Origin of the sequence: Inquilinus ginsengisoli, assembly GCF_050434925.1 — a bacterium.
Taxonomy (GTDB): Bacteria; Pseudomonadota; Alphaproteobacteria; order DSM-16000; family Inquilinaceae; genus Inquilinus; species Inquilinus ginsengisoli_B.
Map to the genome: position 1 here is coordinate 7,560,073 of NZ_JBNDJK010000001.1, position 21,163 is coordinate 7,581,235.

A 21,163-nucleotide genomic window follows, 5' to 3' on the forward strand; every position below is an offset into this window, starting at 1 on the left:
ACCGGAAGCGGAGAAAACCGCGTCAGACGGCCGCCGGAGTAGAGTTTCGGGAGGGACCGTCAGATCGACATGCCGCCGTCGATGGTCAGGGCGGCGCCGGTGACGAAGCGGCTCTCGGCCGAGGCCACCCAGGCGACCAGCCCGGCGATGTCGTCGCCGGTGCCGTAGCGCGGGATCGCCATCAGCGACCGCAGGGTGTCGGCGCGCGGGCCGTCGGCCGGGTTCATGTCGGTGTCGGTCGGGCCCGGCTGTACCAGGTTGACGGTGATGCCCTGGGGCCCGAGGTCCCGCGCGGCCCCCTTGACCAGGCCGGTCAGCGCCGTCTTCGACAGGGTGTAGAGCGTGATCCCGGCCCCGGGCACGCGCTCGGCCAGGTTGCTGCCGATGACGATGATCCGCCCGCCCTCCGGCAGATGCCGGGCGGCGGCCTGGGCGGCGACGAAGACACCGCGGACATTGACCGCGATGCTGCGGTCGAACTCATCGACCGTGAATTCCGCGAAGGGCTTGTGCACGGCGATGCCGGCATTGGCGACCAGAATGTCGAGCCGGCCGAGCCCTGCTGCCGCCCGGTCCACCGCCGCCGCTGCGGCCGCCGGGTCGGCGCTGTCGGCCTGGATCAGCAAAGCGCGCCGGCCGGCCGCCTCGATGTCGCGCGCCACCTCCGCCGCCTTGTCGGGCGAGGCGCTGTAGGTGAGGGCCACGTCGGCGCCCTGCCGCGCCAGGCGGCGGGCGATGGCGGCGCCGATGCCGCGGCTGGCGCCAGTGACCAGCGCCACCTTCCCGGAGAGATCGGCCATGGGATGCTCCATATCTTTAATGATCGATAAACAAATAGCTGGAGCAGTTGCATTCCGAGGTCAAGGGAATTATTTATTGATCGTTAAAGAAAGGAACGGAGATGGCAGAGCGCGGCCGACCCCGCGGTTTCGACCGGGATGTGGCCCTGCGGCGGGCGATGGAGCTGTTCTGGCGGCATGGCTACGAAGGCGTGTCGATGGCCGACCTGACCGCGGCGATGGGCATCGCCGCGCCCAGCCTCTACGCCGCCTTCGGCAGCAAGGAAGCGCTGTTCCGCGAGGCGATCGCGCTGTACCGCGCCACCGAGGGCTCGGCCACGCGCCGGGCGCTGGATTGCGAGCGCACGGCGCGCGGGGCAATCGAGGCGATGCTGCGCGACAACGCCGACGCCTTCACCGACCTCAGCCTGCCGAATGGCTGCTTCGTCATCCTCGGCGCCATCAACACGGCGCCGGAGCATGAGGGGGTGCGCGCCCATCTGTTGGACCTGCACAAGGAAGCCTGCGGCATGATCCTGCGCCGGCTGGAACAAGGCGCGGCCGCCGGCGAGCTTCCGTCGGGCGTCGATCTGGGCCCGGTGGCCGGCTTCTATTCGACCGTGCTGGCCGGCCTGTCGATCAAGGCCCGCGACGGCACCGGCCGCCGCGAGATGCACGCCATCATCGACCACGCCATGGCGGCCTGGGACGCGATGGTGGCAGTTGCCCCTAGGCCGGCGGGCGCGGCCAGCGGCGGGTGATGCGGTACACCGAGGCCGGCGGGACATTCGCCACCGCCCTGCCGATCTTCACCGCCTTGAGCCCGAGCCGGTCCAGGATGGCGCGGGGGATCGGGCAGCGCGGCCCGTAGGTGAACTGGTAGAAGGCACCCTCCGGCCGCAGATGGCGGAAGGCGCCGTCGAGGATGCCGATCACCGTCTTGGCCGGCATCGACAGCACCGGCAGGCCGCTGACCACGGCGCCCGTCTTCTCGCCGTCGAACGGATCGGCGGTGCCCAGCCGGGCGGCGTCCATGCACAGCACCTGCGCCGCCGGGAAGCGCTGGCGCAGCAGCGCCGCGAAATCCGGCCCGGCCTCGACCAGCGCCAGCCGCGATTCCGGCACGCCGCGGCCGAGCAGCGCCCGGGTGAAGACTCCGGTGCCGGGCCCGAGCTCGATCACCGGCCCGGTTTCCGGCCCGATCTCGGCGGTCATCGCGGCGGCCAGGGCCCGCCCCGAGGGCACCACGGCGGCCACCCGCAGCGGCGCCTTCAGCCAGGCGCGGAAGAAGGCGAAGTCGTCGGCCGCGTCCTGCCGGCGCGAGGGGCCGGTCGCCGGCCGCGGCGACATCGCGGCGCCCGACATCAGGACCGGCGGCGCGCCGGCGGAGGAGACGGCAACCTGCCGCCGGCGGGAGAAGCTACGCCACATCATCGTGCCCATCAGCTCGAGAGACAGCAACGCGACCAGCACCATCAGCGCGAGCGAGGATGCGTTCGGGTTCGGTTCGATCAGCGACGCGGCGGCATAGCCGGTGCCGATGAACAGCCCGTTCCACAGCCCGATGCCGAGGGCGGTCGCAGTGAAGAACATCACGGGGCGGGCCCGCAGCAGCCCGGCGACACCCGGCACCACCAGCCGCACGGTCGGGACCAGCTGCGCCACCAGCGCGAAGACCGCCCCACGGTCACGCAGCCAGGCGATGCAGCGGTCGACCCGCGCCGGCCGCATGCCGAAGAAGCCGGCGGTGCGGCGCAGCAGCGCCCCGGCCCGCGCCTCGCCAAGGCCCCAGCCCAGCCCGTAAAACAGCGCGCAGCCGGCGATGCCGCCGATCACGGTCATCGCCAGGGCCAGCGGCAGCGACCAGTAGCCCTCGCCGACCGCCACCCCGACCGCGACCAGCAGGCCGTAGGAGGGCAGGATCGGCAGCAGGCGCTCGACCAGCATGAGGCCGAACAGTCCGGCGACGCTGCAGGCGGCGATCCAGGGCATGAGGTCTCCCAGCGGGTCCAAGGCCGACTCCCCCTGTATCATAATGACAATGAGAAGGTCAGGGGAACGCGATAGCGGTGCGCTCCGCTTATATGAGCCTCGGCGGCAGGGTACGGCAGCGGCGTTGCGTCGCGGCCACCGACCGCGTCCCGGCCGTGATGCAGAGGCTATGGCGCCTCGCTTTGTCTCGCTATCCGGAATAATCTGCAGTGGCCATGAAGAAACCCTTCACAATAGAGCGCAGCCAGCTGGACGGCGTGATCGCCGTGCTGCGTGTCGCCGAGCGCCGCAGCTTCCGCGCCGCGGCGGCGGAACTGGGGGTGTCCCCCTCGGCGATCAGCCAGACCATCCGTGGGCTGGAGGCGCGGCTGGGCGTGGCGCTGTTGACCCGCACCACCCGTAAGGTGGGGCTGACCGAGGCCGGGCAACGCTTCGTCGAGCGTGCCCGGCCGGCATTGGCGGAGATCCTGGCCGCCTTCGACGCGGCCCAGAGCCTGGGCGAGGAGGTGACCGGCCTGTTGCGGCTGAACATGCCGCGGGCGCTTGTGCACTTCCTGGCCGAGCCGATCCTGGTGGAGTTCCGCGCCGCCCATCCGGCACTGCAGATCGAGATCTTCGCCGATGACAGCCTGGCCAATATCGTTGCCGAGGGCTTCGACGCCGGCATCCGTCTGGGCGAGCTCCTGGAGGCCGACATGGTGGCGGTGCGGCTGACGCCGCCGTTCAAGTTCGCGGTGGTCGGCGCGCCCGCCTACTTCTCCCGGCACGGACGGCCGCAGCGGCCGGAGGACCTGCATCGCCACGCCTGCATCGGCACCCGCCACACGCCGCAGGGGCCGATCTATCGCTGGGAGTTCGTCGACGGCAACCGCGCCTTCGACATCGCGGTGGCCGGCCCGGTGATCGTCAACAGCGGTGGACTGAATTTGATGGCAGCCGAGATGGGCATCGGCCTGGCCTACACCGCCGCGCCGGCGGTGCAGGAGCAGGTCGCCGCCGGGGTGCTGGAGCCAGTGCTGGAGGAGTTCTGCCCCGGCACCCCCGGCCTGTTCCTGTACTACCCCAGCCGGGCCCAGGCCCTGCCCAAGCTGCGCGCCTTCATCCAGTTCGTGCATGACACGCTGCGCCCGGGAACGACGGCGTATATAGGGGCGCCGGGGTGAGCGGCTGAGAAAATCCGCCCGGCCTGTCGGTTCCCAGCCTCCTCGGTCGTCCTATGTTCGGTCCAACCCAACGGAGGAGACCCGGGATGTCCTACGCAGATGGATTCGTTCTGGCGGTGCCGAAGGCCAAGCTGGAGGAGTACAAGGAGATGGCGCGCAACGCTGGCACAGTGTGGAAGGACCACGGCGCGCTGGCCTACGTCGAATGCATCGGCGACGACACGCCTTATGGCGAGCTGACCTCCTTCCCGCGCTCGGTGATGGCGAAGGAGGACGAGATCGTGATCTTCGCCTGGATCGTCTACGAAAGCCGCGCCGCGCGCGACGAGATCAACAAGAAGGTGATGGCCGACCCACGGCTGAAAGGGGACCCCTCCACCATGCCCTTCGACGGCAAGCGCATGATCTATGGCGGGTTCGAGGTGTTCGTCGAGTTGTAGGGAACGGAATCCAGACCGGCGGACCCGTATCTCGATACGATTTGGGCAGACTCTCGTCCTTATACCGTCATGGCGAGCGAAGCGTGGCCATCCAGTGCTGCAACCGGAGCAGGCCCGGCCACCCCGGATGGCCACGCCCCTGCGGGGCTCGCCATGGCGGCTTTGGAGGAATCCGGTCCGCTCACACCGGGTCGCGGTCGAACTGGCCGGCGCTGGCGACCGGCGCCAGCCAGGGCTCGCGGCGGATGATCCAGCCCTCGCGGGTCGGGCGCAGGTCGCCCGGCGCGTCGTCCAGGGCGCCGAGCAGGATCTCGACCGTGTCCTTGCCTTCCGATGGATGGAACAGGCGCGAGCCGCAGACCGGGCAGAAGCTGCGGCCGCGATAGGTCCGGACCTCGCCGGTCACGGTGAAGGCTTCGTGCGGCCAGTCGGCATAGCCCATCGCCACCACTCCGGTGGCCTTGCGGCATTCGGTGCAGTGGCAGATGCCGACCTTCAGCGGCTCTCCCCGCAGGGTGAAGCGCACGGCGCCGCAGCTGCAGCCGCCCTGGCGCAGGCGCACGCCGTCGGCATCGATCCGCGGCTCCGGCCGCAGCACGGGATAATCGCTCATCCGGTCCCTCCTTCCCTGGTCGCTTCGAGGACAACACCGGATCGGGGGCTTCGTCTCCGCGAGGCCTTAGCGGGAGCCTCGGACTTGCAGCAGGCCGGACAGCAGGGCGCCGAACGCCTTGACCGAATGCCGCGCCGCGGCCTCCGGGTCGGAGGCGTTGGCGATCCACTGGGCGGCGTGCAGCATCGCGCCGTTGAGCAGCCGCGCCGTGGTCTCCGGATCGACCGGAACGATGACGCCGTCCTCGGCCAGCCGGCGCAGGCTGTCGGCCATCAGGGCGATGCATTCGGACTGGCTGCCCCAGGTCGAGGGATCGCCGAGCACCGACGGCCCGTCGCGCAGGACGATGCGCCGGATCTCCGGCTCCAGCGCCATCTCGAGATAGGCGATGCATTCATCCGAGAAGGCTTGCCAGGGCGTGTCGGCGCGGCCGGAGACCTCGCGCAGCCGCACGTTCATCTCGGCGTCGATCTCGGCGATCACCGCCCGCAGCAGGCCCTTCTTGTCGCCGAAATGATGGTAGAGCGCGCCGCGGGTCAGCCCGGCCTCGGCGGTGAAGTCGTCCATCGACGCCTCGGCATAGCCCTTGGTGCCAAAGGCATGGCGAGCTGCAGCCAGCAGCTTGGCGCGGGTCTCGGCGATCATCTCGCTGCGCGGTCGGTGCGCCATGGGCCTCCTCTTACATACGGTGCGTATGCTAATTGACATACGGCGCGCATGCAATTATCTATTCACATACGGTGCGTATGCAAGTGTTGCTGCCCGGAGCGGAGGCCGCCATGACCAACCCCTATGCCGAGATCTTCCGCGCCCCCGGCGCCAAGGCGTTCTCGGCCGCCGGCTTCATCGCCCGGCTGCCACTGGCGATGATGACGCTGGGTATCGTCACCATGCTGTCGCAGGCGCGCGGCGAGTACACGCTGGCCGGCGCCGTCTCCGCCACCTTCGCGCTGGCGAACGCGCTGATCGCGCCGCAGATCTCCCGGCTGGTCGACCGGCACGGCCAGGGCCGGGTGGCGGTCCCGGCCACGATCGTCACCGTGGCGGCGATGGCCGGGCTGATGCTGGCCACGCGGTTCGGCGCGCCGGACTGGACCCTGTTTCTGTTCGCCATCGGCGCCGGTGCGATGCCGAGCCTCAGCGCCTTCGTGCGGGCACGCTGGACCGAGTTGCACCGCGACACGCCGCGGCTGCGCACCGCCTTCGCCTTCGAATCCGTGGTCGACGAGGTGATCTTCATGACCGGCCCGATCATCGCGATCGGGCTGAGCGTCGCCGTGTTTCCGGAGGCCGGGCCGCTGGCTGCCACCCTGCTGCTGGCCGCCGGGGTGGCGCTGTTCAGCCGGCTGAAGGCGACCGAGCCGCCGGTGCACGCGCCGGAGGCCGGGCGCGGCGGTTCCGTCGTCCGGCTCGGGTCGGTGCGGGTGATCGGGCTGACCATGGTCGCGGTCGGCGCCATCTTCGGCACCGCCGAGGTCACCGCCGTCGCCTTCGCCGAGGCGCATGGCGCCACCGCCGCCGCCAGCCTGGTGCTGGCCGCCTATGCCGCCGGATCGCTGATCGTCGGGCTGGTGTTCGGGGCGATCAAGCCGCGGCTGTCGCTGCCGACCCAGTTCGTCCTGGCGATCGGCCTGGCGGCGCTGACCACGCTGCCGCTGCTGGTGGTCGACAGCATCCCGGCGCTGGCGCTGGTGCTGTTCCTGGCCGGCGCCGCGGTATCGCCCACCATCATCACCGCCATGGGGCTGATCGAGCGGCTGGTGCCGCCGTCGCAGCTGACCGAGGGCATCACCTGGGCGATGACCGGGATCGGCATCGGCATGGCCGCCGGCTCCTCCGCCTCCGGCCGGATCATCGACGAATTCGGCGCCTCGGCCGGGTTCTCGGTGTCGGTCGCGGCCGGGGCCGCGGCGCTGACGATCGCGCTCATCGGCCAACGCTGGCTGCGCGGCCGGGCGCCGGCCGGGGCGGCCTGCGTCCCGGCATAGGCCGGCTCCTGCATCTCCTGTTGCCTCTCCCGTTTACGGGAGAGGTCGGAGACGCGAAGCGACTCCGGGCGAGGGCCCTTTGTCGAGGCCTGGGCCAGCCCTCACCCGCCAGCGCTGCGCGCTGTCGACCTCTCCCGCCACGTGGGAGAGGTAATGTAGGCAGCACGTCGAAATCAGAGATGCGGGCCCAGCAGCGACAGGTCAGCGGGGCCGAGGCGGTCCTTGGCGGTGCGCAGTTGGTGCCAGTAGGGGTACAGCACCGGCAGCGTGCTGACCTGGTCCAACCGCGCCCGCTCCTCCGCCGTCAGCACCAGATCAGCGGCGCCGAGATTGTCCTTCAGCTGGGCCTCGGTGCGGCCGCCGATGATCACCGAGGTGACCGCCGGCCGGCCGAGCAGCCAGGCCAGCGCCACCTGGGCGCCGGACACGCCGCGCGCCTCGGAGATGCCGACCAGCGTGTCGACGATGGCCCACAGCCGGTCCTCCTCGCGGATCGGCGGCTCGCCCCAGCCGGCGAGCTGGCGCGTGCCTTCCGGCGTCACGCCGCGCCGGTGCTTGCCGGAGAGGAGGCCGCCGGCCAGCGGGCTCCAGACCAGGATGCCGAGGCCCTGGTCGATCGACACCGGCACCAGTTCGTACTCCGCCTCGCGCGCCTCGAGCGTGTAGTGGATCTGCTGGCTGACGAAGCGCTGGCGATGCGTGCGGTCGCTGACCCCGAGCGCCTTCATCAGGTGCCAGCCGGAATAGTTCGAGGCGCCGATGTAGCGGATCTTGCCCTGGCGGACGAGGCTGTCGAGCGCGTCGATCGTCTCCTCCAGCGGGGTATGCCCGTCCCATTGATGGACCTGGTACAGGTCGATCACGTCGGTGCGCAGGCGCTTCAGGCTGGCCTCGCAGGCCTCGATCAGATGGTGGCGCGACAGGCCGCGGTCGTTCGGGCCGTTGCCCATTGGAAAGCGCGCCTTGGTGGCGATCAGCACGCCGGCCTTGCGCTTGCCGCCCAGCACCTCGCCGATGATCTCCTCCGACCCGCCGGCCGAGTAGACATCGGCAGTGTCGATCAGGTTGACGCCGGCGTCGAGGCACAGGTCGACCTGCCGCCGCGCCTCGTCGACGCCGGCATTGCCGACCTTGGCGAAATTGCCCTTCCCGCCCATGGTCATGGTGCCGAGGGTGATGGTGGAGACCTTGAGGCCGGAGCGGCCGAGCAGACGGTATTCCATGACGGCGCCTCTTTGTGTCGGGGTCGGCCAGTCCTAAGCCTGCCGGTTTCAGCGTGCCAACGGAAAGATCAGATCGCGTTCAGCGCCACGGATGCTGAATGGGCGTCGCGATTGCGCGGCCGGGCGCCGGCCTGTCACACTGGCTTCAGCCCCGGTCGGCCGCCAGGACCCGCTTATGCGATCCACCATCGCCATCCCGGTCACCGTCCATCCGACGCCGGACGCGCTTGGCCGCGCCGTCGCCCAGCGCATCCTGGGTGGGATCGAGCGCGCGACGGAGGAGAGCCGGCCCTATCTGCTGGGCTGTCCGGCCGGGCGGTCGGCCGCGCCGGTCTATGCCGCGCTCGGAGCCCTGGCCGGGATGACCCGGTTCGACCTGTCGCGCCTGGTGCTGGTGATGATGGACGAGTACCTAGTCGAGGGGCCCAGCGGGCCAGTGCTGTGCGATCCGCGGGCGCATTACAGCTGCCGCCGTTTTGCCGAGCATGAGATCCGGGCCGTGCTGAACGCCAAGCTGCCGGCGCCACGGCAGTTGCCGGCGACGAGCGTGTGGTGCCCGGCTCCGGCCGAGCCCGAGGCCTATGACTGGCGGATCCGCGACGCCGGCGGCATCGACCTGTTCCTGCTGGCCAGCGGCGCCAGCGACGGCCATGTCGCGTTCAACCCGCCGGGCAGCCCGGCCGAGGGGGGCACCGCCATCGTCGCGCTGGCGGAGGAGACGCGGCGCGACAACATGGCGACCTTCCCGGGCTTCGCCGTCATCGCCGAGGTGCCGCGCCGCGGCGTGTCCGTCGGCCTCGGCACCATCGCCGGCCTGTCGCGGGCGGCGCTGATGATCCTCCATGGCGCCCACAAGCGGCAGGCGATGCGGCGCCTGCTGGAAAGCCGCGACTTCGAGCCCACCTGGCCGGCCACCATCCTGCATCGCTGCCGGAATCCGGAGATCCATCTCGATGCCGCTGCGGCGCGGGAGGCGGCGTGATCGCCGAGACCGCCGACGAGCTGGGCCGGCTGCGCGACCGGATCGCAGCCTCGCATGCGGTGGCCTGCGGCATGGTGCATGAGGCGGTGCCGCGCGACCAAGCCGGGCAGCCCCTGGCCCATGCGGTCGAGCCCGAGGGCTATGCCCGCCCGGCACTGTGCCCGGCCGGGCGACGCGACACCCAGCTGGCCTGCAGCCACACCGGCGCCCGGCTGCCGCTGCGGCGGGCGATCGAGGCGCTGCAAGCGCGAAACGTGGATGCGGCGGCGGAGCTGTTGGCGGAGTGGATGCGCCTGGACACGGCGCTGGGCACGCTGGACCATCGCCGCTACGCGGCCGAGACCCGGCTGGCCGATGCGGTCAGCTCCGGCTCCGGCCTGATTTCGGAAGAAAGGCGGTCGATCGCGGCGCTGGTCCGGGAGCATCGCGATCTCGCCCGAGGGCTCGATGCGTTGCGGGACCGGATCCTGGCCGCGATCGACCGCGCCCTGCTCAGTTGAACACCGCCTCGTAGAAGCGGAGATCTTGCGCCTTCGGCGCGTCCATCGCCGCCGGCACCACAGGGCTGATGAGGACGCCCTCCATCAGCCCCTTGGACGGGTGCCGGATATTGTAGACCTGCGCGCCGAGATCGGGCGACGGCGGCGCCGTGAACAGGATCGCGAAGGGGTGGCGCCGCAGCAGGCCCGGCGACTCGTAGGGCGAGAGGCGGACGGCGACCAGCGTCGCTTCCACCCGCCCGCCCGGCCCCTCGACCACGAAGGTCTGGCCACGGTGGTCCTTGAAGTCGTCGAAGCTGAGCTCGGCGAGCATCGCGGCGCTCCCTTAGCTGCGCGGCGGGAAGATGCCTTCCAGCGCGATGATCCAGTTGATCGCCAGATAGGGGGGCAGGATCGAGAAGGGCATGGTGTTGCCGGCCGGACCGGTGTTGCCGGTGACCGGGATCGCCAGGGCGACCGCCGGGGTGGAGCCGCCGGCAGCGAAGGTGTTGACGTTGACGGTCGAGCCGGAGGTGCTGTCCAGGAAGTTCGGCGCACCCAGGATCGAGCCGGCGACAGCCGTCGTCTGGGAGGTGCTGCCGATATTGCTGGTCACCGTCTGTTGCCCGGCCAATGTCCCCGCGGCATGGACATGGGATGGCATGTTGTTGGCGGTCAGCGTCGTGTTCTCGACGCCGCCGACTTGGCCGAGGGCATAAGGACTCAGCCCCGGGCCGTTGCCGGCGCCGATCGGGAACCGGCTGAACAGGTTGGGCAGCGCGAAGGTGGTCTGGCCGTTGCCGCCATAAGTGGTTCCGAGCAGGCTGAACAGCGCCGTGTTCTGCGCGATAGCCAGGATCTGGCCCCCACAGTAGGCCCAGCCGCGCGGCGCGAAGTTCGGGGCCCAGCCCATGATCGTGGCGAGGAAAGGTTCCATCCGAAATGCTCCTGAAAAATGGGTCACAATGCGACAAACGCGTGATGCCGGTTCCACGCCATCGAGGGGACGGCGTGGAACCGGCAGCAGCGAAGATAAAACGAAAGGAAATATAGTTTCAATCTGAATCGATTGAATATGATTTTATGACATTAATTCGACATAAATTCAACAGAAAAACCTCACCGCGCCAGCCAGCCGCCATCGACCGGCAGCAGCGTGCCGGTGACGTAGCCGCTGTGCGGCGAGGCCAGGAACAGCGTCGCCGTCGCCAGGTCCTGCGGCACGCCCCAGCGGCCGGCGGGGATGCGGTCCAGGATCTGCCGGGTGCGCACCGGGTCGGCGCGCAGCGCCTCGGTGTTGTCGGTCTCCATGTAGCCGGGGGCGATGGCGTTGACGGTGATGCCCTTCGGCGCCAGCTCGTTCGCCAGCGCCCGGGTCAGCCCGGCGATGCCGTGCTTGGCCGCGGTGTAGGACGGCACCCGGATGCCGCCCTGGAAGGAGAGTACCGAGGCGATGTGGATGATCCGGCCCCGGATGCCCTGCCCCACCATGTGGCGGGCGACGGCCTGGCTGAGGAAGAAGGCGCTCTTCAGGTTGACAGCCATCACCGCATCCCAGTCCGCCTCGCTGAACTCCAGCAGGTCGGCGCGGCGGATGATGCCGGCGTTGTTGACCAGGATGTCGATCCGGCCGAGCCGGGCGACGATGTCGGTAACCACCGCGTCGAGCCCGGAGGAATCCTCGAGATCGCGCACCACCTCGACGAAGCGGCGGCCGGTGCCGGCGATCGCCGCCGCCGTCTCCGGCATCGGGCGCGACCCGAGCCCGGCGATGTCGGCCCCGGCCTCGGCCAGCGCCAGGGCGATGCCGCGGCCGAGACCGGTACGCGCGCCGGTGACCAGCGCCACCTGGCCCGACAGGTCGAACAGGCTCACAGCAGGTCCCCCATGGCGACGAAGTCCATGTCGGTGAAGGCCTGGTTGTCGCCGGCCATGCTCCAGATGAAGGCATAAGATGCGGTGCCGGCGCCGCAATGGATCGACCAGGGCGGCGACAGCACCGCCTGCTCGTTGCGCACCACCAGGTGGCGGGTGGCCGCGGGCCGGCCCATGAAATGCATCACCACCGCATCGGCCGGCAGCTCGAAGTAGAAATATGCCTCCATCCGCCGGTCATGGGTGTGCGCCGGCATGGTGTTCCACACGCTGCCGCTGTGCAGCCGGGTCAGGCCCATCAGCAGCTGGCAGGTCGGCAGCACCTCGGGATGCAGGTACTGGTGCAGGGTGCGGCGGTTGCTGGTCTCGGGCGCGCCGAGCTCCTTCACGATCGCCTGGTTCTTGGCGATCACCCGCGACGGCAGCCCGGCATGGGCCGGGGTCGAATTGATGTAGAACTTCGCCGGATTGGCCGGGTCGACGCTGGCGAAGGCGACCGAGGCGATGCCCTTGCCGAGATAGAGCGCGTCCTGCGACCCCACCTCGTACACGGTGCTGTCGGCGGTCACCCGCCCGGGCCCGCCGAGATTGATCAGGCCGAGCTCGCGCCGCTCCAGCAGCGTGGCGCTGCCGACCAGCCTGGCCAGATCCTCGCCGACCACCAGCGGGGCGTCGGTCGGCACCGCGCCCATCACCAGCATGCGGTCGTAATGGGTGTAGGTGGCGCTCAGCATGCCCGGCGTCATCAGCTGCTCGATCAGGAAATGCCGGCGCAGATCCTCACCGTCGAGCATCTCGGCCTGCTCGTAATGCACCGCCTGGCGGGTGGTCGGGGCGTCGCTCATGCTGTCCTCGTCTATCGGATTCGCGTCTAGCGGGTTCGGCCCGGGGTGGGCTCGTCGAACAATTCGGGGTGCTCGGCCTCGATCCGCGGCAGGGCGCGCAGGATCTCGGTCAGGTGATGGCGCATCGCCCGCTCCGCCGCGTCCGCGTCGCGGGCGTCGATCGCCGCCATGATGGCGCGGTGCTGGTCGACCAGCGGCAGCATCGCCTCGGCGCCCGGCAGCGTCAGGGTGCAGATCCGGTCCATATGCGCCTTGAGGTCCTCCACCGCCATCCAGGCCAGGCCGCAGCCGGCGCCTTCGGCGATGGCGATGTGGAACAGCTCGTCGGTGCGCTGGAAATCGTTGTGGTTGCCGCGCGACGCGGCCTTGGCCTGGGCGTCGAGCAGGTCGTCGATGCGCTCGCGGCTCGACCGGTCGAAGCCCTCGCAGGCCCGCCGCACCAGCGCCACCTCGACCGATTCGCGGACGAAGCGCGCCTCGGCCATCCGCCGCACCGACAGCTTGACCACCACCGTGCCGCGCTGCGGCTGCACCTCGACCAGCCGGGTCTTCGCCAGCGCGATCAGCGCCTCGCGCACCGGCTGGCGCGACACGCCGTAGCGCTGCGCGATCTCCTGCTCCGACAGCCGGGCGCCGGGCGCCAGCTCCAGCGCCACGATGGCGCGGCGCAACTCGCGCTCCAGCCGGTGCGCGGCGGATTCGAAGCCGTGGGCGGGGTCGATCTTCACGCCGGATCCTGTATGCCGTTGCCGTCTTGCATAACAGCCCATACTACCATACACAAGAATCCAAATAAGCCGACGGAGCCTGCCATGAGTTCGAGCCGCGACCTGGCCATCGCCTTCACCGAGGCGCGCCGCGCCGCCCGCGCCCTGCCGGATTATCCCGGCACGCTGCCGCCGGACCTGCCCACCGCCTATGCGGTGCAGGAGGAGGCGATCGGCCTGTGGACCGATACGCTGGTCGGCTGGAAGGTGGCCGGCATCGCCGAGACCTGGCGGCCGCGCTACGACGCGCCGCGCCTGGCCGGACCGGTGTTCGCCCGCAACTTCCGCGACGCCCGCGAGCGCCGGGTGGAGACGCCGGTGATCCCCGGCGGCTTCGGCGCGGTCGAGGCCGAGTTCGTGCTGCGGATCGGTCGCGACATCCCGGCCGAGGCCCGGCCGCGCACCCTTGAGGAGATGCAGCCCTTCGTGGCCGCGGTCCATGCCGGGATGGAGATCGCCGGCAGCCCGCTGGCGACGCTGAACGACCTCGGCCCCGGCGCCGTGGCCAGCGATTTCGGCAACAATGCCGGCCTCGTGCTCGGCCTCGAGATCGCCGATTGGGACAGCCGGGCGCCGTCCGACTGGACCGTGCGGATGCGGGTCGACGGCGTGGTGGTCGGCGAGGGCAGCGCTGCCCGGGTCGCCGGCGGCGGGCCGATCGCCTCCCTCGCCTTCCTGGCCGAGCATCTCGGCCGCCGCGGCCGCTCGTTGCTCGCCGGGAGCTGGGTGCTGACCGGCATGACCACCGGCGTCCATGTGGTGAAGCCGGGCGCCCGGGCCGAAGCCGAGTTCGACGGCGTCGGCGCTGTCGACGTGCTGGTCACCGCCGCTCGCGGCTAGGTCTCGCTGGTTGAAGCTTCCGTTTGGCGGGGCTGGTTCCGGGCGATGGCCACGCCGGCGTGCTTGGCTTTCTCCTCCGGCTCGACATGGATGCTGATGATCGTGTCGGCGCCGATGTCCTGCTTCAGCGTCGCTTCGATCCGGTCGCAGATGTCGTGCGCTTCGGAGACCGTCATCGTGCCGGGCACGACCAGGTGGAAGTCGATGAAGGTCATCCGGCCGGCATGCCGGGTGCGGACGTCGTGGGCCTCCAGCGCGCCGCCGCCGGTGCGCGCGATCGCCTCGCGGATGCGAGTCATCGTCTCCGGCGGCACCGCCTCGTCCATCAGCCCGCCGACCGAATCCCGGACCATGGCGTAACCGGACCATAGGATGTTCAGCGCCACGATCGCGGCGAGGATCGGATCGAGGATCTGCCAGCCGGTCAGGGCCACCAGCCCGACCCCGACCAGCACACCGCCGGAGGTGTAGACGTCGGTCAGCACGTGCCGGCCATCCGCCACCAGCGCCGGGGCGCGGAGGTTCCGGCCCCAGCGCAGCAGGGCCCAGCCCCAGGCGCCGTTGATGGCCGACGCCACCCCGCTGATCGCCAGGCCCAGCGCCGGCGCGTCGAGCGGCTGGGGGTCGAGCAGGCCGGCATACGCCTCGCGCAGGATCGAGAACGCGGCCAGGACCACCAGCAGCCCCTCGAACACCGCCGAGAAATATTCGGCCTTGGTGTGGCCGTAGGGGTGGTTGGCGTCCGCCGGCTGCGACGAGACCCTGAGCGCGATGAAGGCGGCGCCGGCCGCGACCACGTTGATGATGCTCTCGAGCGCGTCGGAATAGAGCGCGATCGAGCCGGTGAACCAGTAGGCCAGGAATTTGAGCCCGAGCACCAGCGCCCCGACGAAGACGCTGGCCAGCGCGGCCTGGGAGGCGCGGTCCATCAGCGGCCGCCTTCTGTTCCAGGGCAAAGGCGGAGAACCGGCGGCTTCATCTCGGACCAGGACATATCTCTCCAAGCCTCGACCTGAGGATTCCGGAGGAAAAGCTGCGGCGACGTGACGACACTCCAGGCCATGGAGTGCATCATAGGCGCCAAGCGCCGCAAGGCGCATTCGTCGCGGGAGGAAGGGATGGGCGCTCTGCCGTCCGCTCTGTCATCGAACGGCTATGCGCTGGACTGCAGCCCGGCGCGGCTGGGCTGGCTGGCGCCGAGCGATCCGGCGGAGGATCTCGCCGCCCTGCGCTCGCGCTACGACTCCGAGGGCTATCTCTGGCTGCGCTCGCTGCTGCCGCGCGCGGCAGTGCTGGAGTTCCGCCGCCACGTCTTCGCGCAATTCGCCGAGTTCGGCCTGCTGGCGGAAGGTCCCAATCCCGTCGAGGGCAAGGCCGCGGACCGCCCGGCCGACGCAGCCTTGCGCGGCCGGCTGATGGAGCTGGTGCGCTCCTCCGCCTTCGAATCCTTCTGCCTGATGCCGGAGCTGTGGCGCTTCATCGACCGCCTGATCGGCGGCACCTCCACCCTGCACCGGCGCAAGATCCTGCGCTTCACCCGGCCGGGCGACCCGGCCGCGACCGGCGCGCATTACGACCTGATCTATCTGCGCGCCGGCACCGACCGGCTGGTCACCGCCTGGATCCCGATCGGCGACGTGCCGGTGCGGATGGGCGGCCTCCTGTATCTCGAAGGCTCGCACCGGCTGGGCCGCGAGATGGAGGCGGAGTTCGGCCGCAAGAACGCCGAGCTGTCGCCGGGGGAGCGGATCAGCGCCTACAACCGCAACATGACCGAGACCGGCTGGATCTCGAAGGACCTCCCGGCGATGGCGGAGCGTTTCGGCAGCCGGTGGCTGGCCGCCGACTACGCCGCCGGCGACGTGGTGCTGCACAGCCCCTACATGATCCACGCCGCGACCCGCAACGACGACCCGGCCGGCATCATGCGCCTGTCGGCCGACATCCGCTTCCAGGACGTCCGCGACGAGGCCGACCCGCGGTGGAGCGCACATTGGGGCCTGAGCGACGGGCTGTAGTCACGAGTCGCGATCCCAGGGCGGGGTGCCGCGGAAAGCCTCGGCCAGGAAGTCGACCATCACCCGCACCTTGGCACTGAGATAGCGGCGGCTCGGATACACTGCCAGCACGTCGATATCGGCCATCCGGTAGCCGGGCAGCAGCGGCACCAGCCGGCCCTGCCGCAGGTCGCCGCCGATCAGGAAGCTCGGCTGCCAGATAATACCGAGCCCGGCCAGCGCCGCGGCGCGCACCGTATCGCCGTTGTTGCTGTGCATGACGCAAGGCACCTTCACGGTATGTGGCTGACTCGACTCATCGGCCAGGTGCCATTCGTCGGCGGTTGCGGCACCGCTGTAGCCGATGCAGTCGTGGTTCAGGAGGTCGGCCGGCGTCTGGGGCGCACCACGACGGGCGATGTAGTCCGGCGCGGCACAGACGATGTTGCGCGAGGCGGCCAGCCTGCGGGCAACCAGCTCCTGGGATCCGGCCCGCGAGATCCGGACCGCGAGGTCGTAGCCCTCGCCGACCAGGTCGACGATGCGATCGACCAGATCGACATCGAGCTCGATCTCCGGATGGCGGGCCAGGAAGCGCGGCCATAATGGCGCCAGATGCAGGCTGCCGAAGCTGACCGGCGCATTGACGCGCAGCCGCCCGCGCGGGCTGAGAGCGGCGGAGGAGGCGATCGCCTCGGTCTCCGCCACTTCGTCGAGGATCGCCCTCGCCCGTTCGGCCAGCGCCTGCCCCGCCTCGGTCAGCGACAGCCGGCGCGAGCTGCGGTTGAGCAGGCGGACGGCGAGATGAGCCTCGAGCTCGTTGACGTAGCGGGTGACGTTGGCTGGCGAGGTGTCGAGCGCGTCGGCGGCACGGGTGAAGCTGCCCTTGGCCACCACCGTGGCGAAGATCTCATAGGCGCGCAGCCGGTCCATCGACTCTCATCATTCAGGAAAGCTGAATCATACTAACAGATCTATCGCCTTCTTTCCGATTTTCTTGCGACATACGTTCTGTGGCGACGGCGGGTGTCGGACCCGCCCCGATCCAGGAGATCCCAAGATGAACCGTCTCGAACACAAGGTCGCGATCATCACCGGCGCCAGTGCCGGCATCGGCCGTGCCACCGCCATCCTGTTCGCCAGGGAAGGCGCAAAACTGGTGCTCGGTGCCCGTCGCGAGGCCGAACTGACGAATCTCGTCGCCGAGATCGAGGCCGCGGGCGGCCAAGCTGTAGCGCTGGCCGGTGACGTCCGCTCGGAAGGTTATGCCAAGGCATTGGTAGCACTGGCGGCGAAACGTTTCGGCCGGCTGGACATCGCCTTCAACAATGCCGGCACGCTTGGCGAGAGCGGCGCCAGCACCGGCGTCTCCGAGGCCGGGTGGAGCGACACCGTCGCGATCAACCTGACCGGTGCTTTCCTGGGGGCGAAGCACCAGATCGCCGAGATGGCGAAGCATGGCGGCGGGTCGGTGATCTTCACCTCGACCTTCGTCGGCCACACCTTCTCCTTCCCCGGCGTCGCCGCCTACGCTGCCAGCAAGTCCGGCCTGATCGGCCTGACCCAGGCGCTGGCCGCCGAGTTCGGCCCGCAAGGCATCCGCGTCAACGCGGTGCTGCCGGGCGCGGTCGACACCGACATGTATCGCACCGCGAACGCCACGCCGGAGGCGCGGGACCATCTGAGCAGCCTGCACGCACTCAAGCGCGCCGGCACGCCGGAGGAGATCGCCCGCTCCGTCCTCTACCTGGCGTCGGACGATGCCTCCTTTGTCACCGGCACCGCCTCGCTGGTCGATGGCGGCATCTCGATCGCGCGGGGGTGAGACAATCCGTCGAGGGGCGGGCCTCCGCCCCTCACCCACCACCGCGGTACAGGATCCGGAACTGGCGCGGCGGCATGGCGAAGTGGCGGCTGAAGGCCTCGTAGAAGCGCGACACCGAGCCGAAGCCGGCCTCGAAGGCGACCGTGACGATGTCGGTGTCGGTCGACAGCAGCAGCGCCTGCGCCACATACAGGCGCTGGCGAGTGAGGTAACCGCCGATGCTCAGGCCCAGCGCCTCGCGGAAGATCGCCATGGCGTAGTTCGGGTGCAGGCAGACCGAGGCCGCCACGTCGGACACCGAGATCGGCTCGCTGGCATGGGCGGCGATGAAGCCGGCCATGGCCCAGACCTTGGCGTGCCGGCCCTCGGAGGCGGCGGCGCCGTCGCCGGTGTCGCTCAGCACGTCCCAGCCGCACAGGTCGCTGCGCCGCAGCCGCTGCTCGATCTCCTGCCGCACCAGGGCGGTGACCAAGTCGTCGCCAAGGGTCAGCTCCGCATGCCAGTGCTCGAACTGGGCGGCGTCGAAGGGCAGCGGCGCCCGGTCGCCGATCATGCTGCCGCCCAGCACAGCGCTCTTCAGCCGCGGCCCCAACGCGGCGCTGAGGAACATCTCGATCGGCAGGTACAGGCAGACGAAGCTGGCCGGGCTCGACGCCTCGATGGTCTGGTGCGGGATGGCACCCCAGAAGAACACGAAATCGCCGGCCCCGATGGTGACCCGCCGGCCGTTGAACAGATAGGTCGCCGCTCCCTCCAGCATCAGGTTCAGCTCGATCTGGCTGTGCTGGTGCGCCCGCCGCATCACCAGCACCTCGCGCCTGGTGTCGGCGCTGACGATCCGCTCGGACAGGCCCGGCAGCCTCGGTATGCGCGCAGTCTGGGCTCGGCTCATCGTCGACCTTAGGATCCCGGAAGAATTCGCCTCTGATCGGGACGACATGCGGAAACCATCGGATTCATACTCCAGGCGCAAGGCGACGATAAGCTCCGCGAAGACGGTCCCGCCTATGGCAGGCTGGACCCGTCGGCCGGACCAGACACGATATGAGGGAGGACCTATGAGCAGACTCGGCAGGATCGCCGGCATGATGTCCGGCTTGGCCGGCGCGGCCGTCTTAGCCCTGACGGCGCCGGCGATGGCGCAGTCGGATGTGAAGGGCGAGATCACGGTCTGGAGCTGGAACGTGGCGGCCACGGCGCTGAAGGCCGTGGTGCCCGACTTCAACAAGGCATATCCGAACGTCAAGGTGACGGTCGAGGACCTGGGCAACCAGCCGGTCTATGACCGCGGCCTGGCCGGCTGCTCCGCCGGCGGCATCAACATGCCGGACGTCTATTCGGTCGAGAACCATGAATCCGAGGTGTTCTGGGCCCGCTTCCCGGACTGCTTCGCCGACCTGAAGTCGCTCGACCCGAAGGAGGCCGACCTCCTCGCCAAATTCCCGAAATTCAAGCTGGCGGAGCTGACCGTCGGCGACAAGATCTACGCCATGCCCTGGGATTCCGGGCCGGCCGTGGTGTTCTACCGCCGCGACATGTACGAGGCCGCCGGCGTCGACCCGGCCAAGATCGCGACCTGGGACGACTTCATCGCTGCCGGCAAGGCGGTGCAGGCCAAGGCCGGGCCCGACGTCAAGTTCCTGTCGACCAACAGCGGCGCGACCAGCACGACCTGGTTCCGCATCCTGGCCAATCAGGCCGGCTGCGCCTTCTTCGACGACAGCGGCGAAAACATCACGGTCAACCAGCCCGGCTGCGTCCAGGCGCTGGAGACGGTGAAGAAGATCACCGACGCCGGACTGTTCATGGAGGGCGACTGGGACGGCAGCCTGCAGGCGATCAAGGCCAACCGGCTGGCCAGTTCGGTCTTCGGCGCCTGGTACGAGGGCTCGATCCGCGGCAACGCACCGGAGCTGAGCGGCAAATGGGGCGTGTTCCAGCTGCCGGCTTTCGAATCCGGCGGCAACCGCGCCGCCAATATCGGCGGCTCGTCGCTGGCCATCCCGGCCTCCTCGAAGAACCCGCAAGCGGCGCTGGCCTTCATCAACTTCGCGAACGGCCGGCCGGACAGCCAGATCACCCAGCTCAAGGCCTCGGGCCTGGTGCCGACGCTGCCGGACGCGATCCAGGATCCCTATGTCCAGCAGCCGCTGCCCTATTGGGGCGGCCAGAAGGTCTGGGAGGTGGTGCTGTCCACCCTGTCGCAGATCAAGCCGGCGCGCGGCACCCAGTACTTCGCCGAGGCCGACAACATCGCCGACGGCATCCTGCTGGCCTATCTGAAGGGCGGCTCGAAATCCGCCAAGGAGACCCTGGACGAGGCGGCCGAGCAGATCTCGGCCGCGACCGGCCTGCCGGTCGCCGAGTAATGGGGGCCGAGTGACGGAGGCCGCGTGATGGGAACCGCCACCCGAGCCGGCCTCCGGCCCCCACAGACACGCGCGGCCCCGGCCGCCGCCCTGTCGGAAGCCGGCGGCGGGTGGCGGCGCCGGCGCCACGCCCTGGCGCCGTACTGGTTCCTGCTGCCCTACCTCCTCGTCTTCGCCGTGTTCTGGTGCTGGCCGATCATCGATTCGGCGCTGCTGTCGCTGCAGAACACGCGGGTCAATCCCTGGGCGTGGAATCTGGCGATCAACTGGCGGCGGCTGCTGGTCGACCGCGCCTTCCAGGAGGCGCTGAAGAACACCCTGACCATCCTGGTGGTCCAGGTGCCGGTGATGCTGGTCCTGGCCACGCTGCTGGCGCTGGCCCTGAACTCGCCGCTGTTGAAGCTGCGGCCGATCTATCGCTTCGCCTTCTTCGCCCCGGTGGTGGTCAGCGACGTCGCCTATTCGGTGGTGTTCCGGCTGCTGTTCAACGGCCAGTTCGGCGCCGTCAACCACGGCCTCGCGGCGCTGGGCCTGGCGCCGATCGACTGGCTGCACGATCCGAACGCGGCGATGGCCACGATCATGGTGGCGGTGACCTGGCGCTGGACCGGCTACAACGCCATCATCCTCCTGGCCGGGCTGCAGTCGATCCCGCGCGACCTGTACGAGGCGGCGGCGATCGACGGCGCGTCCCCGGTCGACCGCTTCTTCCGCATCACCCTGCCGCTGCTGAAGCCGATCGTGGTGTTCTGCCTGGTGCTGTCGATCATCGGCACCATGCAGCTGTTCACCGAACCCTGGCTGATCACCGAGCGCGGCGGGCCCGGCGGCGCCACCGAGACGCTCGGCACCTATCTCTACAAGCAGGGCTTCGTCAGCCTGAACTTCGGCTACGCCGCGGCGATCGCCTACACCATCGCGGCCATGGCGGCGGTGATGGCGGCGCTCAACCTCATGCTCACCCGCGGCCGGAAGGCCTGAGGAGG

At 69.9% G+C, this 21,163-nt stretch carries 24 protein-coding genes; 11 read left to right on the forward strand and 13 right to left on the reverse strand.

Annotation, left to right across the window (positions count from 1 at the left end):
* Positions 1 to 59 precede the first annotated feature (59 nt).
* Positions 60 to 800: an SDR family oxidoreductase gene (locus QFZ27_RS35380; RefSeq protein ID WP_429231346.1), complete on the reverse strand. Its 741-nt coding sequence runs from the start codon at positions 798 to 800 to the stop codon at positions 60 to 62.
* 101 nt (positions 801 to 901) lie between these two features.
* On the opposite strand from QFZ27_RS35380, the gene QFZ27_RS35385 reads away from it, so the two are divergent.
* The gene (locus QFZ27_RS35385; RefSeq protein WP_429231348.1) at positions 902 to 1,540 is read left to right on the forward strand and encodes a TetR/AcrR family transcriptional regulator; all 639 of its coding nucleotides are present in this window, start codon (positions 902 to 904) and stop codon (positions 1,538 to 1,540) included.
* On the opposite strand, the gene QFZ27_RS35390 is transcribed toward QFZ27_RS35385, so the two are convergent.
* Positions 1,509 to 2,771 carry a VTT domain-containing protein gene (locus QFZ27_RS35390; protein WP_429231349.1) on the reverse strand — a complete coding sequence of 421 codons (1,263 nt, stop codon included), beginning with the start codon at positions 2,769 to 2,771 and terminating at the stop codon, positions 1,509 to 1,511. The genes QFZ27_RS35385 and QFZ27_RS35390 overlap by 32 nt on opposite strands.
* Positions 2,772 to 2,986: 215 nt before the next feature.
* Here QFZ27_RS35390 and QFZ27_RS35395 point away from each other — a divergent pair, with 215 nt between their 5' ends.
* Positions 2,987 to 3,934 (forward strand): LysR family transcriptional regulator, encoded by a 948-nt coding sequence (locus tag QFZ27_RS35395; RefSeq protein WP_429231351.1) that lies wholly within the window; start codon positions 2,987 to 2,989, stop codon positions 3,932 to 3,934.
* An 86-nt stretch (positions 3,935 to 4,020) separates the two neighbouring features.
* Positions 4,021 to 4,374: a DUF1428 domain-containing protein gene (locus QFZ27_RS35400; RefSeq protein WP_429231353.1), complete on the forward strand. Its 354-nt coding sequence runs from the start codon at positions 4,021 to 4,023 to the stop codon at positions 4,372 to 4,374.
* A gap of 181 nt (positions 4,375 to 4,555) precedes the next feature.
* Here QFZ27_RS35400 and QFZ27_RS35405 read toward each other — a convergent pair whose 3' ends face one another.
* On the reverse strand, positions 4,556 to 4,987 hold the full coding sequence (locus tag QFZ27_RS35405) for a GFA family protein (protein WP_429231355.1): 432 nt from the start codon (positions 4,985 to 4,987) through the stop codon (positions 4,556 to 4,558).
* A gap of 66 nt (positions 4,988 to 5,053) precedes the next feature.
* Positions 5,054 to 5,656, reverse strand: a complete 603-nt coding sequence (locus QFZ27_RS35410; RefSeq protein WP_429231357.1) for a TetR/AcrR family transcriptional regulator — start codon at positions 5,654 to 5,656, stop codon at positions 5,054 to 5,056.
* A 110-nt stretch (positions 5,657 to 5,766) separates the two neighbouring features.
* On the opposite strand from QFZ27_RS35410, the gene QFZ27_RS35415 reads away from it, so the two are divergent.
* The gene (locus tag QFZ27_RS35415; RefSeq protein ID WP_429231359.1) at positions 5,767 to 6,975 is read left to right on the forward strand and encodes an MFS transporter; all 1,209 of its coding nucleotides are present in this window, start codon (positions 5,767 to 5,769) and stop codon (positions 6,973 to 6,975) included.
* Between the two features lie 173 nt (positions 6,976 to 7,148).
* Here QFZ27_RS35415 and QFZ27_RS35420 read toward each other — a convergent pair whose 3' ends face one another.
* Positions 7,149 to 8,198 (reverse strand): aldo/keto reductase, encoded by a 1,050-nt coding sequence (locus tag QFZ27_RS35420; protein WP_429231361.1) that lies wholly within the window; start codon positions 8,196 to 8,198, stop codon positions 7,149 to 7,151.
* 175 nt (positions 8,199 to 8,373) lie between these two features.
* On the opposite strand from QFZ27_RS35420, the gene QFZ27_RS35425 reads away from it, so the two are divergent.
* Positions 8,374 to 9,180, forward strand: coding sequence for a 6-phosphogluconolactonase (locus QFZ27_RS35425; protein WP_429231363.1), 807 nt, complete (start codon positions 8,374 to 8,376; stop codon positions 9,178 to 9,180).
* Complete coding sequence (locus tag QFZ27_RS35430; protein ID WP_429231365.1) at positions 9,177 to 9,680, forward strand: hypothetical protein; 504 nt, start codon at positions 9,177 to 9,179, stop codon at positions 9,678 to 9,680. The genes QFZ27_RS35425 and QFZ27_RS35430 overlap by 4 nt, the downstream gene beginning before the upstream one ends.
* Here QFZ27_RS35430 and QFZ27_RS35435 read toward each other — a convergent pair.
* The 5 genes from QFZ27_RS35435 to QFZ27_RS35455 form a co-directional block, all read right to left on the reverse strand.
* Positions 9,673 to 9,993, reverse strand: a complete 321-nt coding sequence (locus QFZ27_RS35435; protein WP_429231366.1) for a DUF6916 family protein — start codon at positions 9,991 to 9,993, stop codon at positions 9,673 to 9,675. The two genes, QFZ27_RS35430 and QFZ27_RS35435, sit on opposite strands and share 8 nt — an antisense overlap.
* 12 nt (positions 9,994 to 10,005) lie before the next feature.
* A complete protein-coding gene (locus QFZ27_RS35440) occupies positions 10,006 to 10,596 on the reverse strand; it encodes a phage tail protein (protein ID WP_429231368.1) in 591 nt (196 codons plus the stop codon).
* A gap of 182 nt (positions 10,597 to 10,778) precedes the next feature.
* The gene (kduD, locus tag QFZ27_RS35445; RefSeq protein WP_429231369.1) at positions 10,779 to 11,534 is read right to left on the reverse strand and encodes a 2-dehydro-3-deoxy-D-gluconate 5-dehydrogenase KduD; all 756 of its coding nucleotides are present in this window, start codon (positions 11,532 to 11,534) and stop codon (positions 10,779 to 10,781) included.
* Positions 11,531 to 12,379, reverse strand: a complete 849-nt coding sequence (gene kduI, locus QFZ27_RS35450; RefSeq protein WP_429231370.1) for a 5-dehydro-4-deoxy-D-glucuronate isomerase — start codon at positions 12,377 to 12,379, stop codon at positions 11,531 to 11,533. The genes kduD and kduI overlap by 4 nt, the downstream gene beginning before the upstream one ends.
* A gap of 26 nt (positions 12,380 to 12,405) precedes the next feature.
* Positions 12,406 to 13,107 (reverse strand): GntR family transcriptional regulator, encoded by a 702-nt coding sequence (locus tag QFZ27_RS35455; protein WP_429231372.1) that lies wholly within the window; start codon positions 13,105 to 13,107, stop codon positions 12,406 to 12,408.
* An 84-nt stretch (positions 13,108 to 13,191) separates the two neighbouring features.
* On the opposite strand from QFZ27_RS35455, the gene QFZ27_RS35460 reads away from it, so the two are divergent.
* The gene (locus QFZ27_RS35460) at positions 13,192 to 13,986 is read left to right on the forward strand and encodes a 2-keto-4-pentenoate hydratase (protein ID WP_429231374.1); all 795 of its coding nucleotides are present in this window, start codon (positions 13,192 to 13,194) and stop codon (positions 13,984 to 13,986) included.
* Here QFZ27_RS35460 and QFZ27_RS35465 read toward each other — a convergent pair.
* A complete protein-coding gene (locus QFZ27_RS35465) occupies positions 13,983 to 14,915 on the reverse strand; it encodes a cation diffusion facilitator family transporter (RefSeq protein WP_429231375.1) in 933 nt (310 codons plus the stop codon). The two genes, QFZ27_RS35460 and QFZ27_RS35465, sit on opposite strands and share 4 nt — an antisense overlap.
* Before the next feature lie 189 nt (positions 14,916 to 15,104).
* On the opposite strand from QFZ27_RS35465, the gene QFZ27_RS35470 reads away from it, so the two are divergent.
* A complete protein-coding gene (locus QFZ27_RS35470; protein WP_429231377.1) occupies positions 15,105 to 16,004 on the forward strand; it encodes a phytanoyl-CoA dioxygenase family protein in 900 nt (299 codons plus the stop codon).
* On the opposite strand, the gene QFZ27_RS35475 is transcribed toward QFZ27_RS35470, so the two are convergent.
* Entirely contained in the window at positions 16,005 to 16,916 is a 912-nt protein-coding gene (locus tag QFZ27_RS35475) for a LysR family transcriptional regulator (protein WP_429231379.1), read from the reverse strand. It abuts the gene before it with no gap.
* A gap of 127 nt (positions 16,917 to 17,043) precedes the next feature.
* Here QFZ27_RS35475 and QFZ27_RS35480 point away from each other — a divergent pair, with 127 nt between their 5' ends.
* Positions 17,044 to 17,808: an SDR family oxidoreductase gene (locus QFZ27_RS35480; protein ID WP_429231381.1), complete on the forward strand. Its 765-nt coding sequence runs from the start codon at positions 17,044 to 17,046 to the stop codon at positions 17,806 to 17,808.
* A gap of 31 nt (positions 17,809 to 17,839) precedes the next feature.
* Here the strand turns inward: QFZ27_RS35480 and QFZ27_RS35485 are convergent, their stop codons facing one another.
* Positions 17,840 to 18,700, reverse strand: coding sequence for a helix-turn-helix domain-containing protein (locus QFZ27_RS35485; RefSeq protein ID WP_429231382.1), 861 nt, complete (start codon positions 18,698 to 18,700; stop codon positions 17,840 to 17,842).
* Between the two features lie 166 nt (positions 18,701 to 18,866).
* Here QFZ27_RS35485 and QFZ27_RS35490 point away from each other — a divergent pair, with 166 nt between their 5' ends.
* Both QFZ27_RS35490 and QFZ27_RS35495 read left to right on the forward strand, forming a co-directional pair.
* Positions 18,867 to 20,177: an ABC transporter substrate-binding protein gene (locus QFZ27_RS35490; RefSeq protein WP_429231384.1), complete on the forward strand. Its 1,311-nt coding sequence runs from the start codon at positions 18,867 to 18,869 to the stop codon at positions 20,175 to 20,177.
* A gap of 27 nt (positions 20,178 to 20,204) precedes the next feature.
* Positions 20,205 to 21,158 (forward strand): carbohydrate ABC transporter permease, encoded by a 954-nt coding sequence (locus QFZ27_RS35495; protein ID WP_429231386.1) that lies wholly within the window; start codon positions 20,205 to 20,207, stop codon positions 21,156 to 21,158.
* The last annotated feature ends 5 nt before the right edge of the window (positions 21,159 to 21,163 follow it).